The organism is Roseateles asaccharophilus, from assembly GCF_004362405.1.
GTDB lineage: Bacteria > Pseudomonadota > Gammaproteobacteria > Burkholderiales > Burkholderiaceae_C > Kinneretia > Kinneretia asaccharophila.
In genome coordinates this window covers 858,636-874,020 of the sequence record NZ_SNXE01000001.1, presented here as the reverse complement: position 1 = coordinate 874,020, position 15,385 = coordinate 858,636, and the positions used below count along the sequence as shown (strand labels likewise).

General features: G+C 66.2%; 16 protein-coding genes. 2 read left to right on the top strand and 14 right to left on the bottom strand.

Features of this window, described 5'->3' with window-relative positions:
* Positions 1 to 34 precede the first annotated feature (34 nt).
* From DFR39_RS03890 to DFR39_RS03840, 11 genes are all read right to left on the bottom strand, one after another.
* Positions 35 to 2,161 (bottom strand): hypothetical protein, encoded by a 2,127-nt coding sequence (locus DFR39_RS03890; protein WP_133602201.1) that lies wholly within the window; start codon positions 2,159 to 2,161, stop codon positions 35 to 37.
* Entirely contained in the window at positions 2,077 to 3,108 is a 1,032-nt protein-coding gene (locus tag DFR39_RS03885) for a hypothetical protein (protein WP_133602200.1), read from the bottom strand. The genes DFR39_RS03890 and DFR39_RS03885 overlap by 85 nt, the downstream gene beginning before the upstream one ends.
* A gap of 73 nt (positions 3,109 to 3,181) precedes the next feature.
* Positions 3,182 to 3,742 (bottom strand): hypothetical protein, encoded by a 561-nt coding sequence (locus tag DFR39_RS03880; protein ID WP_133602199.1) that lies wholly within the window; start codon positions 3,740 to 3,742, stop codon positions 3,182 to 3,184.
* A complete protein-coding gene (locus DFR39_RS03875) occupies positions 3,739 to 4,224 on the bottom strand; it encodes a hypothetical protein (protein WP_133602198.1) in 486 nt (161 codons plus the stop codon). The genes DFR39_RS03880 and DFR39_RS03875 overlap by 4 nt, the downstream gene beginning before the upstream one ends.
* A gap of 3 nt (positions 4,225 to 4,227) precedes the next feature.
* Positions 4,228 to 4,488, bottom strand: a complete 261-nt coding sequence (locus DFR39_RS03870; RefSeq protein ID WP_133602197.1) for a hypothetical protein — start codon at positions 4,486 to 4,488, stop codon at positions 4,228 to 4,230.
* 77 nt (positions 4,489 to 4,565) lie between these two features.
* Positions 4,566 to 5,180, bottom strand: a complete 615-nt coding sequence (locus DFR39_RS03865) for a hypothetical protein (protein WP_133602196.1) — start codon at positions 5,178 to 5,180, stop codon at positions 4,566 to 4,568.
* Positions 5,177 to 5,749: a hypothetical protein gene (locus DFR39_RS03860; protein ID WP_133602195.1), complete on the bottom strand. Its 573-nt coding sequence runs from the start codon at positions 5,747 to 5,749 to the stop codon at positions 5,177 to 5,179. Before DFR39_RS03860 ends, DFR39_RS03865 begins: the two co-directional genes overlap by 4 nt.
* Entirely contained in the window at positions 5,721 to 8,414 is a 2,694-nt protein-coding gene (locus DFR39_RS03855) for a hypothetical protein (RefSeq protein WP_133602194.1), read from the bottom strand. Before DFR39_RS03855 ends, DFR39_RS03860 begins: the two co-directional genes overlap by 29 nt.
* A 477-nt stretch (positions 8,415 to 8,891) precedes the next feature.
* Positions 8,892 to 10,316 (bottom strand): NAD(P)(+) transhydrogenase (Re/Si-specific) subunit beta, encoded by a 1,425-nt coding sequence (locus DFR39_RS03850; RefSeq protein WP_133602193.1) that lies wholly within the window; start codon positions 10,314 to 10,316, stop codon positions 8,892 to 8,894.
* The gene (locus DFR39_RS03845; RefSeq protein WP_133602192.1) at positions 10,313 to 10,630 is read right to left on the bottom strand and encodes an NAD(P) transhydrogenase subunit alpha part 2; all 318 of its coding nucleotides are present in this window, start codon (positions 10,628 to 10,630) and stop codon (positions 10,313 to 10,315) included. The genes DFR39_RS03850 and DFR39_RS03845 overlap by 4 nt, the downstream gene beginning before the upstream one ends.
* Before the next feature lie 5 nt (positions 10,631 to 10,635).
* Positions 10,636 to 11,751 (bottom strand): Re/Si-specific NAD(P)(+) transhydrogenase subunit alpha, encoded by a 1,116-nt coding sequence (locus DFR39_RS03840; RefSeq protein WP_133602191.1) that lies wholly within the window; start codon positions 11,749 to 11,751, stop codon positions 10,636 to 10,638.
* 193 nt (positions 11,752 to 11,944) lie between these two features.
* Between DFR39_RS03840 and DFR39_RS03835 the strand changes: the two genes are divergently transcribed.
* Entirely contained in the window at positions 11,945 to 12,451 is a 507-nt protein-coding gene (locus DFR39_RS03835; RefSeq protein WP_133602190.1) for an NUDIX hydrolase, read from the top strand.
* Here the strand turns inward: DFR39_RS03835 and DFR39_RS03830 are convergent.
* Both DFR39_RS03830 and DFR39_RS03825 read right to left on the bottom strand, forming a co-directional pair.
* Entirely contained in the window at positions 12,338 to 13,315 is a 978-nt protein-coding gene (locus tag DFR39_RS03830; protein WP_133602189.1) for a lysophospholipid acyltransferase family protein, read from the bottom strand. The genes DFR39_RS03835 and DFR39_RS03830 overlap by 114 nt on opposite strands.
* A complete protein-coding gene (locus DFR39_RS03825; protein WP_133602188.1) occupies positions 13,312 to 13,575 on the bottom strand; it encodes an acyl carrier protein in 264 nt (87 codons plus the stop codon). Before DFR39_RS03825 ends, DFR39_RS03830 begins: the two co-directional genes overlap by 4 nt.
* Before the next feature lie 160 nt (positions 13,576 to 13,735).
* On the opposite strand from DFR39_RS03825, the gene mnmA reads away from it, so the two are divergent.
* A complete protein-coding gene (mnmA, locus tag DFR39_RS03820; RefSeq protein ID WP_133602187.1) occupies positions 13,736 to 14,845 on the top strand; it encodes a tRNA 2-thiouridine(34) synthase MnmA in 1,110 nt (369 codons plus the stop codon).
* Between the two features lie 28 nt (positions 14,846 to 14,873).
* Here the strand turns inward: mnmA and DFR39_RS03815 are convergent, their stop codons facing one another.
* Positions 14,874 to 15,332: a CAP domain-containing protein gene (locus DFR39_RS03815; protein ID WP_162849415.1), complete on the bottom strand. Its 459-nt coding sequence runs from the start codon at positions 15,330 to 15,332 to the stop codon at positions 14,874 to 14,876.
* Between the last annotated feature and the right edge of the window lie 53 nt (positions 15,333 to 15,385).

Below are 15,385 nucleotides of genomic sequence, written 5' to 3'. Positions count from 1 at the left end.
GTCTGGTTGGACTTGGCCCCGATGGCATGGGCTTTCAAGCGGCCACCGTCAGTAAAGCCGAACAGCTGCGGCAGGACGGACCCCAATCCCAGGTGTCGCCATTGAGCGGCCGTCGTTTGGTACTGCTGCAATGTCGGGTAACACCGCTAGTCGGCAGTGCCAAGTCCAGCTGGATGCGAGCGCCGTCGTCGCCGACAATCTCACGTGCCGCCACGATACGGGCATTGCGTGGGTGGACGAGCTTGACCGTGCCCCGGTCGCCAATGACTGTCGTCTCGACGGCCGCAGTCACTGCTACGGGTTCGAACACAAGATCAACACGCCGCTGATTCAGTTCGTCAACAAGTTCCAGCGGCACCGTGCCGATGGGTCCATCGCTCAGCAAGGCGTCGGACAGACGCAGATTCAAGGCCAACGTCGTGCGGGCAGACAGCTGCAGATCACGAAGCAACCGCTCGCCGTCGGCATCCAAACTACCTTGCGCTTTGACCAGGGTCAGCCCGGCTTCGTCATGAACGCTTAGCTGCACAGGTCCGAGCGGCAAGTTCTGGTGCTCAAAGTTGCCGTCCACATCGGCCACGATCTGTTCGACCAGCTGGATCTGGTCTGCCACGCCGGCGCGCACCAACACGGGCCGGCCCGCTGCGGGCGCACCATTGCGCTGGAAGACACGACCGGCGGCCTGGGCCCCAAAACGGGCCGGCGCTACGGCCGTCCAAGCTTGCGCCAGGGTGGCGCGACCCGCCACGGTGACCAACATGCCGTAACTTCCCAGATTGACAGCCTCAGGCGTCAACGGCGACACGATCAAGGTGTGGCGACCGCTGGACTGCGCGTAAAGACCGCGCAAAGCTTGCGCCGCAGGCGCTGGGTTGCGGGCTGGATCAAAGCCTCGGCCTTCACCCAGCTTGGCACCGTCAGGTCCGTACAGCTCCAGCTTGACCGCGCGCGCAGCGGGCGAGCTGTCGACCGCCAAGCCCAGCACGGTCGCATCGATGGCTTCACCGGCTGTGGCCTCAAAGGAGAACAGCGAGCGCTGCTGCGTGATGCGCTGAGTCCCGCTGGCTTCGGCGGGGAAGTCGACCAGCCGCTCCAGCGTCTGACCGTCGCTCGCGCTGTTCACCTCAATGGTGAAGGCTTGGACGCGTCCCTTCCAGCGCAGCTCGAATTCATTGCTTCCCTGCGGCAGCAAATCGGTCTCGAAACGGTCGCCGGTGGAACGCAGCAGACCGACGGCACAAGCCGAGGGGCAGACCGAGTTCTTGACAAAGAGCTGGGCATCGAGTGCGCCGTAGTTGGCTGCACCCATCACCGCGGCGCGCAGGCCGAGACGGGTTTGGACGATCTTGTCGTTGAGCTGGATTCGGACGTTCTGCAGGGTTCCAGGTGCAGCAGCACTCAGGTCGACATCGATCCGCCCGCTGGCGCCGTCGCTGGTCACCGCCTCCAGACGGTAGGCTCGTGCCCCCAGATAGCGCCAGCCGAAGGCGCCGTCCGCGCGACTGCTGCCCGTGGCCGCAATGATCCAGGTCCGCAAGCCCTCGTTGTACCAGCTGAGTTGCAGCGTGGCGCCGGCGACCGCCGTCACGCCGTCCTTGGCGAAGACCTGTCCGAGCATGCCCAGTTGCGGGTCGAGCAGGAAGTCCTGCCGGCGCTCGCCACCAGGGCCCGCGGTTTGGATCCAGGTCTCGCGCACGAGCTCGGTCCCAAGCTTGAGCAGGAGCCGGTATGAGCTGTTGGCTGCCAGGCCGCGGAAGGCGTAGCTGCCGCTTCCATCAACAATTTGGCGCAAAGGCGCGCCCGTGCCGTCGCGCATCAGCTCCACGCTGACACCAACAGCGGGAGCGCGGTTCGGTCGTTGCTGCACGTCGCCGACCAGGGCTGCCGCCAGGGCCGGGCTGGCTCCACCGCCACGCAGAACAAAGGGCAGGACGGAGCCGGCGCTGAGATAAGCAACGCCCGGCTCAGCGACATAGCCTGCGCTACCGCTCAGCACCGAGACCTGACCGGCGTTGACCTGGTCGAAGAAGGCGTCGCCATTCGAATCGGTGCGCTGCAACGGCAGTGAACCGCCCTCTACAGCGCGCGCATAGGCATCGCTGACGCCGACCTCGACACCGGGTTGAGCAGCACCGGCCGCATCCACAACCCGGACGCGCACCAAGCCAGTCCCCCCCCATTGAGCTGCAACTGGAGCTTCTCAGGCGCTACGCCGCCCTGGTGATCGAAATAGAACGCCGAACTGGCGGCGCGCCGCTTGACCCGATCGACCACCGTCACCTGCCCCGAACGGGAGGCGAGGAAAGGCAAATCGGTGAAACGATAGTTTCCTGAAGCCTCGGTTCGAACCAGCTTGTCTTCATGGCCCGGGATGCTCAGGCGAACTTCAAGATTGCCCGCAGAGCTGCCATCGGCCTGAGTCACGCGGCCGTTCAGCTGCGCCGGGCCGACCAGCTTGAGCATGCGGCTGGTGCTGACGCCATCGTTCTCGGCCGTGATGGTCACGAATGCCGGAATGGGCATCATGGCAGCGAAGGTCTGGAATGAGTTGCCCTGCAGGAAGACCTTGCCCTCTTCATCAACGCCGACGAAACCGGGGGCCGAGGAACGATAGCCCGTGCCGCTGGCGCGCGCCGTCACGCTCTTCTCGCTGCCGTCCGGGTAGCGGGCCGTGGTCGAGCCGCGAAGCTGCGCATCCGGGCCGATCACGCTTTTCGAGAATTCAAGACGAAGTGAGCTGGGAACCGGCGTCTTCAATCCCCAGACGATGGGGTCGGGGGTGATCAGCTGTTGTTCGAAGGCCGGGAAGGTCAAGGGGGTTTCGCCGACCGTGCCGTCATCGCAGGTCACGCGCACGCGGAATGGCTGGCCACTGGCGCCAACACCGAAAGGGGCGATCCCGCTGCCGGGCAGATTCTCAAGCACGTAGTCGCCACTGGCGGTGAGCGGCGTACTTCGGTTCTGGGCGCTGGCGATGCAACTGACGCCGGGCGCCTGCCCGGCTGTTGCCGGCCCCGCCAGCACCAGCATCGCAGTCACAACGCCACACAGCAGCAACTTGCTCCAAGGGCGCATGCTGCCGGACAGCCGTGCGAACAAATGGACCAAACTCGTTCTCATTTTTCTCCTCCCGATCCGTATCGGTGACTGAGCGTCTGGATGCCGATCAGCTTCGGTCGAACTACTTGGCCAACCTCTGCACGCGCTTCGTCTCGTTGCGCCAGCCCTGCATCACAGCCGATTCGACAGGCTTCATGGTGAGTTGATAGCCGCTTGGCGTCTTCGTCACCGCCACGGAATCAGTCAGTGCGACCTTGCCGTTCGCGGTCAGTGTGAACTCGACAAAAGTCAGATCGCGGTATTCGGCCTTGCGTTGCAGCTGCATCGCGCGGTCCTTGAACAACGTGGCCCACTGCGCAAGGCGTTGGGCCTTGTTCCGGCCCATTCGCTTCTCGTTTTCTTCGATCATGCGCACCGACTCCGCGTCCCAGCCGCCAAACGCGGCCTCCTCGTCGCCGGCCGCCATGGCCTTGAGGTAGCGGATCACCGCCGCCTCGGGCGTAGGCGCTGCCGGCAGCTGCGCCCGGGCCACGTCCACCGGCGGCTGGTACTGGTAAACCTTGACGGGGTGCACCAGCTCCTCGATCACGTTGATGTGGCTGGGTCCGCTGGTTGGAAAGCCCTGCGCCATGCAGGCGGGCGCGAGGGAGAGCAGCAGGCTCAGAAGGGCGATGGGTTTCATGATTCACGCTCTCCTTGTGTAGCGGGCCAGGCCCGCCGTATGAATGTCCAGGCCACCACAACCAAAGCGGCCAGGGCGATGGCTCGCAAGGCGACGGCGACGATCACGGAGTTCCAGCCGCTCTGGTCGCCAAACCAGGCGATGCCGGGCAGCCCGTGCATCACCCGGGCGGGCTGATCACGGCAGTTGTCGGCAATCCAGGCCCGACCGCGCTCAATGTCCTCGGGCCACTCGCGCTTACGGGGCGAGTCCTCCAGCGGGAAGAACATGCGATCGCCCTCATATACCCGGCCTTGCCATTCGTACTGCATGCGCAGGAAAGCAAAGCCGCGCCGCGACGCGGCACCATCCACCCACTTGCCCTCCAGGCAGCGCGCAGGCACTGGGTGGAAAAGCTGGTCACGCAGTAAGAAGGTCAGCCCCACCGCCGCTGCGCAGAAGCAGCAGGCGGTCAGCAGGAACCGAACAAACAGCGAGCCCATGGCTCAGAAACCGACCGAGAACGAGATCGACTTGCCCTGCCAGATCGGCACCTGGATATCCAGGATGGTCCAGCTCAGCAGGCCGTAGTTGATGGACGACTTGATGAAGAACTGGGCAAAGGCATCGTTGATTAGTGAGTTCGTTTTGGGGTAGGCCGAGCCCGCCGTATGAAAGCCCAAGCCGCGGCGAATCACATCGACCAGCGCATTGCTTTCCGTGCACCAGTGCCGCTGCACCGTCCTCGAAGCAGATGTTGTCGTCATACGTCCTCCCACCATTCCCGCGCATCCCGACGGGTCGTCTTCTTTGAATCAAAGCCCCAAGGCGCTCCAAACCCACCCTATCGCAACGCTTCGAGCAGTTGCTTGAAGTCGCCGCCAGGGACGCCAATGCGCTGAATCCGGGAGTTCGGCGCAGCGCGGCAACACATCACGGGATCATCGGCAAGCGCTTGCGTCAGACGCCATTCGCCGTCCTCTCGAGTCAGCGCATAGGCATCGGTTGCGACCGTCTTACTCAATTCCAGGCGCGAGGACTGCAGTTCGATGATCACGTAGTCACCATACGAGATCTGCTTGCTGAACTCGTAACGAGTGCCAGCATGCTGGGCTTTCGCCGCCGCCACGAGGTCTGCGGTAGCGAATTTGGCGTTGCGCTTCTCGATGAACCGCTGGGACGACGCCGTCCAGGACTTCAGCGCGCCATCCATGTCGCCAGCCGCGAGCTTGTTGAGGTAGCTCGCCAGTACCGCAGCAGGCGTCCTGCCTGAGAGCGGCGCGCCACCCTCTCCCGCCACGAAAACGACAGGCGTCCGGTAGGCCGAAACCTGGTAGGTGTGCAGCGTCTCGACGATCAACTGCTGCATTCTGGGCGGCTGCAGCTCCTGCGCCTGGCATGGATGGGTCGCTAATCCTGCGATGACCCATGCTGTGGCCCGAAACACCTGCAACTTCATGAAGAGCTCCTTCCAGAACATCCATTGCGTAGCGCCCTCACGGTCGCCACCGAAAAACCTATGGTCAGCAGCAGAAACGGAAGCAGGACGAGCAGCCGCCCCCAATCGATGTCCTTGCCTACCGCGCACCGGTCCAGTTGATCGGAGCGGTGGAACGCGATCTCAAGCTGCCAGCGAGCCATATGACGTCGCAACTCACGCTCCACTGTTTCGCGATCCTCAGAAATCCAGTCGCCGAAGACGTCCGCCTGCCCCCTGAGGCGGCACCGCATCGCCACGCCATCGCCTTCGCTGAACGTGATGTCGACCCACGGCACAGGATTGGATTGACTCCAAGGCCCAACGTATCGCCCAGACAGCCCAACATCTTCGGTATCGACACCGTAGGTCGCAACATGGCCCCGCAGCGGCCGGGCATCGACGAAAAACTGAATGTCGGTCAACCAAGCACCCCCCAGATCGAGGGTCGGCAACCCGAAGACAAGAATCCACAGGACCCGATAGCCAAACAGCCATGACCAGAACCTCCAGGTCTTCCGCTCACAGGTTGCCGAGGGACGAGATTCCACTGACGGTCCCCTTGTCTGACAGCGTGACGTTGACGAGCGTGAACTTGAAGTCGCCGAGCTTGTATTCGCCGATCTTGAAGAAGGCGTTCCAGTACCAGTCACCTAACTCCCTGAGCGCGCGTTTCGAGATCGGAGAAGCCGTGGTCGAGGATCCGCCTCCACCACCGAACGACAGGGCCGTGAACTCCAAGGGCACCTCCTTGCCGTTGATCGGTGCCGTTCCCTTGATGGTCGCGTCGAGCAGGGCCACGGTGACCCCCCCTCCGTAAGAGATGCTGCCCGCCCCCTTGCGCTCACACTCGTCCCAGATGAGCTCGCCGCCCGTCCCAGCTGTACCGAAGTACGCCTTGATCTTGGTAAAGGCACCGAGCTCATCGACGCCGCCGGCCTTTGCGAGATGCGACAGGCCCGGCGCCTTCAACCAGTTCCACTTGAACTCGATCTCGATGTCGCCGCCGATGTTGATGTTGGTCGACAAGGCGCCTTCGCGCTTTGAGCAGCAGATATGGCTCTCGCGCAGGGAGCCCGCGATCTTGCCCTTGACGGACAACTCGGCGCCACCCATCTTGCCCAGCCAGCTTGCGATCGAACCCTTGTAAAGCTCCTTCAGCTTCGGCTCGAACGACACATTGATGACATTGACATCGAAGCGCGTGTCACGTTGCCCGTCCTTTCTTTTGTCCGCCTTGCAGTTGCCGCCTTGACAGGTCTTGCACGGACTGTCCTGGCACATCTTGTTCTCCTGAGCAGGATCAGGCACGCAGGTCGGACAAGGCGGTGAGCCCCTGTTCTCGAACTTCTGGCATTCCGGACATTTGGTCGCGGCGGTCTTGCAGTCGTCATAGCGACACAGGCCTCCCCAGCCGGCCTTGGTCACACCGGATCCCGCATCGGTGAGCAGCCAGGCTCCGTCGCTCGACACGGTCGCGCGCCCCATCGGCACGTACTGCCCCAGGTCGTGATCCCACTGCACCACCGGCAGGTTGTCGCCCGGCTCTTCAAGCGTGCTGTTGGGCATCTGCACCTCGATCGGCGGATCGAAGCGCGTGCCCGCCGGCTGGATGGTCCAGGCCGGCACGCCGAACTGCGCCCCACCGGCGGGAGGTGCCATCGGCAGCTTGTCGGCCGTCACCGGACTCACCACCAGGGTGCCGGTGCGCGAGCCGTCCGGGAAGGTCACGCTATTGGCCTTGACCTTCATCTGGAAGCCTTCCAGGCCCGGAATCGTCAGCACCACATCCTCGGCTCCGCCCACCACCTTGGCCTCGCTGACCAGCAGCGCCGGCAGATAGATCGCATGGGCCAGCTCGTTCTTCTGCCCCCGCACCACATAGGCCTCGAAGTGCAGGCTGGGCCACTGCGGCTTGGCCGGGTCGTTGCTCGGATTGACCGCCCGGCCATCGATGAACAGATCGATCCGCCCCGGCGGCACATTGCCGATCTCGAAGTAGCCCTTGTCGTCGCTGGTCGCAAGCAGCGGCGTGCGGCCGATGCTGACCTTGACGCCCTCGATCGGCGCTCCCTTGTCGCTGTAGATGAAGCCGCCGAAGGTGGCTGGTCCATCGCTGGCCTTCTTGGCGCGGATCACGAAGCTCGCGCCCCCGACACTGGCGGCTGGACCATCGAAGCTGGGGGCGTCGCCCGTGGCCGCTCGGGCGCTGATGCGCACGATGCCGGGCTCGCTGCCGATATGCGGGCGCACACCGACCACGCCGTTCTTGTCGGTCGTCACGACGATGCTCTGCCCGTCAGGTGCAGCGGCAGCGCCCGGCGTGTCGGCAAAAAAGGCCGCGCCCTCGGTGACACGGAACTCGACCTTGACATTGGGGAGGTAGTTGTTGCCGCCGTCGCGGACAACGGCGCTGAGGATCTCCATCGCCTGCGCATCGGTCTCGGCGATCTGGTTCAAGCCAAGGTCGGCGGTGATCCGCGCTGGCACGCCGCGTTGCGTGTTAGCAATGAACAGCACCGCCTCGCCGCCAAGCATGGGCGCAATCGCACGCACGAGGTTGGCGCCGGGTCCGCTCTGCTTGCCGGCGGTGAACCAGGCTGCTGCACGCCCTTGCGCGTTGGTGCGCACGGAGATCGCACGCGCCGTGTAGTTCGCATCGCCGCTGGCCGACTGACCCGTGTTCGGGCTCAGCGATCCGGTGCCACGCTCGACCACGAACTCGATCTGCTGGTCCTTCACCGGCTCGCCATCCTTGTCGAGCGCCAGCACCGTCAGCGGCTTCGGCAGCTCCTTGCGGCCCGGACCGGTCTGGTGATGCCCGTCGACGATCAGCAACCCGGCCAGGCCGGTATCGGCGCGGTGCACATCGAGCGTCTGCGCGCGCTCGTTGCCGAGGTGGTCGATCGCGCGCACTTTGATGCGATTGAGGCCCTCGCTCAGCGCCACCCGGCCGAGCAGGAAATAGCGGTCGGCAACAACGGCCTCGCGTTCGGCCTGGTCGTTCACGGAAATGTAGACCTGCGGCTCGGGCGCACCGAACATGGCCTCGACCGCGTCATTGACCATGCCGCGCACATCGACCCACGCCGCGCGCGTGATCTGGCCGCCGCGCGGCGACTCGACGTTCAAGATTGGTGCCGTCTGGTCAACCGACACGCTGATCGCGGCCGACCCAACCCGCCCCTTGGCGTCGGTCGCCACCGCGGTCTGCAAATTGACCCCTTCGTGGAGAAAGAAGCGCGGAAAGGTGAAATTGAGCCCACTGGCATGCTCGCGTTCTGAAGCTCGTAGCGGTACTCGTAGCGCGACGGCTCGGCCAGCGACTCCAGCTCGAAGCGCAGGTACACCGGCGCTGCCCATGCCGCAACGCCGCTGACGGCGAGAGCGGCCAGGCAGACAGCGCGCCGCCCCAAAGCAGCAACGATGCGGATTGACATCGGAGTCATCCCTCGGACCAGAGCTTTTGTGGGGGCCCAACCAAGTCAGGCCGTGCGAATGTCGCACCATACTAACGGCAAGTCGTAAGCCTGCGAAGCGCTGTTACCTGCCCTCCCACCTTTTGGGGGTCAGGTGTTGCCAACAGGCATTCATTCACACGACCGCCATCAACCAGCCAGGCCGCTTGTCCCTGGCCATGACGGCCGTCCTTGCACTGATGAGGGAGCCCGTGAGACCGCGGCGACCAAGCCCCTACTCCACCGCCTTCAGCATGTCTTCCACCACCTTCTTGGCATCGCCGAAGACCATCAGGGTCTTGTCCATGTAGAAGAGCTCGTTGTCTAGGCCCGCATAGCCGGCGGCCATGGAGCGTTTGTTGACGATGATGGTCTTGGCCTTGTAGGCCTCCAGGATGGGCATGCCATAGATGGGGCTGCCCTTGATGTGCGCCGCGGGGTTGACCACGTCGTTGGCACCCAGGATCACGGCCACATCGGCCTGGCCGAACTCGGCGTTGATGTCCTCCATCTCGAAGACCTGGTCGTAGGGCACCTCGGCCTCGGCCAGCAGCACATTCATATGGCCGGGCATGCGACCGGCCACCGGGTGGATGGCGTACTTGACGTTGATACCCTTCTCGCTGAGCTTGTGGGCCAGCTCCTTGACCGCGTGCTGGGCACGCGCCACCGCCAGGCCGTAGCCCGGCACGATGATCACGCTCTCGGCATTGCCCAGGATGAAGGCGGCGTCATCGGCGCTGCCGCTCTTGACCGTACGCTGCACCGCTGACCCCGCGGCGCCGGCCGCGGCATCGCCACCGAACCCGCCCAGGATCACGTTGAAGAAGCTGCGGTTCATGGCCTTGCACATGATGTAGCTCAGGATGGCCCCCGAGCTGCCCACCAGGGAGCCGGCAATGATCAGCATGCTGTTGTTGAGCGAGAAGCCTATGCCCGCCGCTGCCCAGCCCGAGTAGCTGTTGAGCATGGACACCACCACCGGCATGTCGGCCCCGCCGATGGGGATGATGAGCAGCACGCCCAGGGCAAAGCCCAGGGCCAGGATCAGGGCAAAGTCTGTCCAGCTCTGCGAGTGCCAGAAGCCGAAGCAGAAGAAGGCCGCCGCCAGGCCCAGGGCCAGGTTGAGCTTGTGCTGGCCGGCAAAGACCACCGGCGCGCCCTGGAAGAGGCGGAACTTGTACTTGCCGCTGAGCTTGCCGAAGGCGATGACCGAACCGCTGAAGGTGATGGCGCCGATGAAGGCGCCCAAAGCGAGCTCGATGCGGTTGCCGCCGGGTATGGGGCCGCCCTTCTCCGTGATGCCGAAGGCCCAGGGCTCCAGCACCGCGGCCGCCGCGATGAAGACCGCCGCCAGGCCGATCATGCTGTGCATGAATGCCACCAGCTCGGGCATCTTGGTCATCTCGACCTTGTTGGCCATATAGGCGCCGATGCCGCCGCCGATCACCAGGCCAGCCAGCACATAGGCCAGACCCGGCCCCTGACCGCCGGCCAGCTTGAGGATCAGGGCCGCCGTGGTGAGCACGGCAATCGTCATGCCCACCATGCCGAAGACATTGCCGCGGATGGAGGTGGTGGGATGGGACAGGCCCTTGAGCGCCTGGATGAAGCAGACGCTGGCCAGCAGATACAGGAGGGTGACAAGGTCCAGGCTCATGGCTTGACCCCCGTGCCGGACTTCTTGTCCTTCTTTTTGAACATCTCCAGCATGCGCCGGGTCACGAGAAAGCCGCCGAACACATTCACCGCGGCCAGGGCCACGGCCAGGGTGCCCAGGATCTTGCCGGCCTCGGTCTCGGTGAGGGCCGCCGCCAGCATGGCGCCGACGATGACGATGGCCGAGACCGCATTGGTCACCGCCATCAGCGGCGTGTGCAGGGCGGGCGTGACGTTCCAGACCACGTGGTAGCCCACATAGATGGCCAGCACGAAGATGATCAGATTGGTGATGGTGGGTGAGATCAGTTCCATGCTCATCAGCTCCGCAAGACCTGGCCCTCGCGGCAGACCAGCACGGCCGCCACGATGTCGTCATCCATGGGCACCTGCAGCCCGCCCTCCTTGGGGAGCACGAGCTTGAGGAAGTCCAGCACATTGCGTGCATACAGCGCCGAGGCGTCCGCCGCCACCAGGGCCGGCAGATTGGTTTCGCCCACCAGGGTCACGCCATGCTTGAGCACGGTGCGCCCCGGCTCGGTCAGCGGGCAGTTGCCACCGGCCGGGGCCGCCAGGTCCACGATCACCGAGCCCGGCTTCATGCTGCGCACCATGTCCTCGCTCACCAGCACCGGGGCCGCGCGGCCGGGAATCAGGGCGGTGGTGATCACCACATCGGCCTGGGCCACGCGCTTGGCCACCTCCACCTTCTGGCGCTCCAGCCAGCTCGGCGGCATGGGGCGGGCATAGCCGCCCACGCCCTCGGCGGCCTCGCGCTCCTCGGCCGTCTCGTAGGGCACGTCGATGAACTTGGCGCCCAGGCTCTCCACCTGCTCCTTGACGCTGGGCCGCACATCCGAGGCCTCGATCACCGCGCCCAGGCGCTTGGCCGTGGCAATGGCCTGCAGGCCCGCCACGCCCACGCCCAGAATCACCACCCGCGCGGCCTTCACCGTGCCGGCCGCCGTCATCAGCATGGGGAAGAAGCGCTGGTATTTGTCCGCCGCGATCATCACGGCCTTGTAGCCGGCGATATTGGCCTGGCTGGACAGCACATCCATGCTCTGGGCCCGCGTGGTGCGCGGCGCCGCCTCCAGCGCAAAGGCCGTGAGGCCGGCCGCGGCCAGGCGCTCCAAACCCGGCCGGTCAAAGGGATTGAGCATGCCCACCAGGGCGCTGCCGCGCTGCATCAGGGGCAGTTCCTCGGGCTCGGGCGCGCGCACCTTGAGCACCAGGGGCGCGGCCAGGGCCTGGGCCTGCTCGCCCAGCTCAGCGCCGGCGGCGGCAAAGGCCTCGTCGGTGATGCTGGCCGCCAGGCCGGCGCCGCGCGCGATGCACAGCGTGTGGCCCTGGGCCTTGAGCTTCTTGACGGTCTCGGGGGTGACGGCCACCCGCGTCTCGCCGGCCGCGCACTCGCGCGGAACTCCAATCAACATCGGGACTCCCTCCTGTTGTCCGGCACCTGTTGTGGGCAGGGCCGGTCGGACATGCTTGCACGGAGCTTACATGGCCGATTGCCGCCGCCTAGCCGCCGGCGCGACAGGGTTTGTCCTAGCGTGGGAACTTGACCACAGGCCCGCAACAGGGGCAGCATGCGCGGCCTGCACCGCCCACCCCAACGAGCCTTTCATGAGTCCGCAACGCTTCAAGCCCTCCGTCACCGTGGCCGCCATCATCGAGCGCGAGGGCCGCTATCTGTTGGTGGAAGAGGAAACGCCCGAAGGCCTGCGGCTCAACAACCCGGCCGGCCATCTGGAACAGGGCGAGACGCCGCTGCAGGGCGCGGTGCGCGAGGCGCTGGAGGAGACCGCGCACCGCTTCCGGCCCGAGGCGCTGCTGGGCCTCTATCTCTCGCGCTTCCGGCGCGAGGCCAGCGGCGAGGACGTGACCTATCTGCGCATTGCCTACTGCGGCGGCCTGGAGCGCGATGGGCCGGTGCCGGGCCTGGCCCTGGACCAGGGCATACGGCGCTGGCTCTGGGCCAGCCCCGAGGAGATCGCGCAGGCGCGCGATGCCGGCCGCCTACGCAGCCCGCTGGTCTGGCGCTGCCTGGAAGATCATCGAGCCGGCCGCCGCCTGCCCCTGGATCTGATCCAGGCCGACGACAGTCTCTTCCAGCCCGAGCTGCGACCCTGAGCGAGCCCGAAGGGCCTCTGGGCACGGCTGGTCTTCTGGCCGCCAGCGCCGATAGGACCAGTCCCAGTGCGAGGGGTGGGCTCGGATCACCTGTTCCAGGCGCTGGTACAGGCGCTGCAAGGCCCCCGCCAGCGCGGCGCCCTGCCGCCCCGGCGGCTGGGCTTCCAGGGTCTCGAAGCGCACGCGATAGCGCCCCGCGCCCTCCTGCCAAGCATAGCCCAGCAGCAGCGGCTTGCGGGCCAGGGCCGAGAGCAGCAAGGCCCCGGTCGGCGCCCGCGTGTTGCGGCCAAAGAAGCGCACCGGCAGGTCCTGCCCATGGTGGTCGGCATGCAGGGCGATGTAGCGCCCGGCGCGCGCGGCGTCCAGCAGCCGGAAAAAGGCGCCGGGCTGGCGTTTGTCCAGGCAATCGATGCCCACCCGGCCGTACAGCATCTCACCCTGTTGGAGCCAGGCTGGAATCTTGGCCAGGGTGCTGCAGCGCCCGGTCAATCGCTGCAGGGCCAGGGCCACCACCTCGTAGCAGCCCATGTGCAGGGTGGCCACGCTGGCGCCGCCCCCGGACTGCAAGATGGCGCGCGCCTGCTCATCACCGAACTCGATGTCCAGCGCCAGCTGCTCCAGCCAGAAGCTGTCCAGCACGCCCTGGCAGATGTGCTGGCTGACCTGACGCGCCATGCGCCGGCGAGAAGGCGGCGCCAGCCCCGGCAGGGCCAGGGCCAGGTTCTCGTCAAGACGGCGACGGGTGCGTGGGGCGAGCTGCAGCAGCACGGGACCCAGCCCATGGGCCAGGCGCTGGCGCCAGCGCATGGGCAGACCGCGCAGGGCGCCCATCATCAGGCGCAGTCCGGCATGCTTGATCTTCATGTGCCGCCCCAGCCGCACAGCCTCGCGCAGAGGTAGTTCTCCAGACTGCCCAGGGTGGCCAGGCTGCCAGCGGGCATCTCACCCGGTTCGATCAGCAGGCCGAAGCGATCCTCCAGGGCCTGCAGCAAGGCCAGCTGCCCCAGCGAGTCCAGCGCCGGCACGGCGCCCAGCAAGGGGCTGGCGGGCTCCAGCCGCGCCGCCTCCACACCCAGGGTGTCCGCCAGGATCTGGCGCAGGGTCAGGCCTATGGTCGTCATCATTCCTCTCTCCCTCGGCAGCGCGGCCGGGCGGCAGCGCTGCCGTGTTCATTCAGCCGGCGCACTCTAGCGAGCCGTCGGCCGGAGCGGATGAAGATCGCATGAGTGCCGGCTTAAGCCCCGTCCGGGCGCATGTGCTGCGCCCTTGGGGGAAAATCGGGGCATGAGTGAGAAGAAGCACCGCATCGTCGTCGGCCTGTCCGGCGGCGTCGATTCCGCTGTCAGCGCCCATCTGCTGAAGCAAGCCGGCCACGAGGTGGTCGGTATCTTCATGAAGAACTGGGAGGACGATGACGACAGCGAGTACTGCTCGTCCAATATCGACTTCGTGGACGCCGCCGCGGTGGCCGATGTGATCGGCATCGAGATCGAGCATGTGAATTTCGCCGCGGACTACAAGGACCGCGTCTTCGCCGCCTTCCTGCAGGAGTACCAGGCCGGCCGCACGCCCAACCCCGACGTGCTGTGCAATGCCGAGATCAAGTTCAAGGCCTTTCTGGACCACGCCATGCGCCTGGGCGCCGAGAAGATCGCCACCGGCCACTATGCCCGGGTGCGCGAGCTGGGCGGCGAGTTCCAGCTGCTCAAGGGCCTGGACCCGCTCAAGGACCAGAGCTACTTCCTGCACCGCCTCAACCAGGCCCAGCTGGCCAAGACCCTGTTCCCGGTGGGCGAGCTGCCCAAGACCGAGGTGCGGCGCATGGCCGAGGAGATCGGCTTGCCCAATGCCAAGAAGAAGGATTCCACCGGCATCTGCTTCATCGGCGAGCGGCCCTTCCGCGAGTTCCTCAACCGCTATCTGGCCCACCAGCCCGGCCCCATCAAGGACGAGCGTGGTCGCAAGCTGGGCGAGCATGTGGGCCTGTCCTTCTACACCCTGGGCCAGCGCCAGGGCCTGGGCATAGGCGGCATCAAGGACAAGGGCGCGCCGCGCGGCGGCGGCGAGCACGCGCCCTGGTTCGTGGCCCGCAAGGACCTGCAGACCAACACCCTGGTGGTGGTGCAGGGCCATGACCACCCCCTGCTGCAAAGCCATTCCCTGCTGGCCGACGATCTGAGCTGGACCAGCGGCCGCATGCCGGAGTTCGGTGGCTACGGCGCCAAGACCCGTTACCGCCAGGCCGACGCCGCCTGCGCCCTGCAGCCCGGCGAGCGCAGCATCCGCCTGGACTTCCCGCAAGCCCAATGGGCCGTCACGCCCGGCCAGAGCGCGGTGCTTTACGCCGGCGAGGTCTGCCTGGGCGGCGGCGTGATCGCCGAGGCCCTGCCCTGAGTCCCGCGGCCGCCCCGGCGAGCCGCCACTAGCGCAGGGTGTCGGAGCCCCGGGCCTCGCTGCGCTGGGCCTGGGTGCGCAGGCCGCGGCCCATGTGCAGCACCCAGAAGCGGCCGTAGCGTCCCGGCGCGGCCACACAGGCCAGGCCCATATGCTCATAGTCCGGCTGCATCAGGTTGTCACAGTGCTCGGGGCTGTCCAGCCAGAGGGCCAGGGTCTCCTCCAGATCCACAGGACCGGCGGCCAGGTTCTCGCCAGCCGTGCGCAGCAGATAGCCCGCGGAGCGCAGGCGCTCGCGCAGGGTGGCGGCCTGCTCGCCGCGATGACTCAGCAGATCACGCCGCGCCAGCTCCTCGGCATAGCGCCAGGCCGAGCGCGCCAGGCTCGGGTCCCATTGCAAAGGGCCGGCCGGCAGCAAGGTCTGGCTGCCGCAGCGATGGGCCTGGGCGCGCAGACGGTTGATCTGCTCCAGCACCTGCTCGGGCATGGGACGGCAATCGCCAGGCAGGGGGCCCTCTGCCCGGGCCTGCATGCCCAGAC

Excerpts from the sequence above, each read along its gene's own strand:
- DFR39_RS03845 (WP_133602192.1), bottom strand. The coding sequence starts at position 10,630 with ATGGAACTGATCTCACCCACCATCACCAATCTGATCATCTTCGTGCTG.
- mnmA (WP_133602187.1), top strand. The coding sequence starts at position 13,736 with ATGAGTGAGAAGAAGCACCGCATCGTCGTCGGCCTGTCCGGCGGCGTC.
- DFR39_RS03815 (WP_162849415.1), bottom strand. The coding sequence starts at position 15,332 with ATGCCCGAGCAGGTGCTGGAGCAGATCAACCGTCTGCGCGCCCAGGCC.
- DFR39_RS03825 (WP_133602188.1), bottom strand. The coding sequence starts at position 13,575 with ATGATGACGACCATAGGCCTGACCCTGCGCCAGATCCTGGCGGACACC.
- DFR39_RS03830 (WP_133602189.1), bottom strand. The coding sequence starts at position 13,315 with ATGAAGATCAAGCATGCCGGACTGCGCCTGATGATGGGCGCCCTGCGC.
- DFR39_RS03870 (WP_133602197.1), bottom strand. The coding sequence starts at position 4,488 with ATGACGACAACATCTGCTTCGAGGACGGTGCAGCGGCACTGGTGCACG.
- DFR39_RS03835 (WP_133602190.1), top strand. The coding sequence starts at position 11,945 with ATGAGTCCGCAACGCTTCAAGCCCTCCGTCACCGTGGCCGCCATCATC.
- DFR39_RS03880 (WP_133602199.1), bottom strand. The coding sequence starts at position 3,742 with ATGAAACCCATCGCCCTTCTGAGCCTGCTGCTCTCCCTCGCGCCCGCC.
- DFR39_RS03850 (WP_133602193.1), bottom strand. The coding sequence starts at position 10,316 with ATGAGCCTGGACCTTGTCACCCTCCTGTATCTGCTGGCCAGCGTCTGC.
- DFR39_RS03840 (WP_133602191.1), bottom strand. The coding sequence starts at position 11,751 with ATGTTGATTGGAGTTCCGCGCGAGTGCGCGGCCGGCGAGACGCGGGTG.
- DFR39_RS03875 (WP_133602198.1), bottom strand. The coding sequence starts at position 4,224 with ATGGGCTCGCTGTTTGTTCGGTTCCTGCTGACCGCCTGCTGCTTCTGC.
- DFR39_RS03865 (WP_133602196.1), bottom strand. The coding sequence starts at position 5,180 with ATGAAGTTGCAGGTGTTTCGGGCCACAGCATGGGTCATCGCAGGATTA.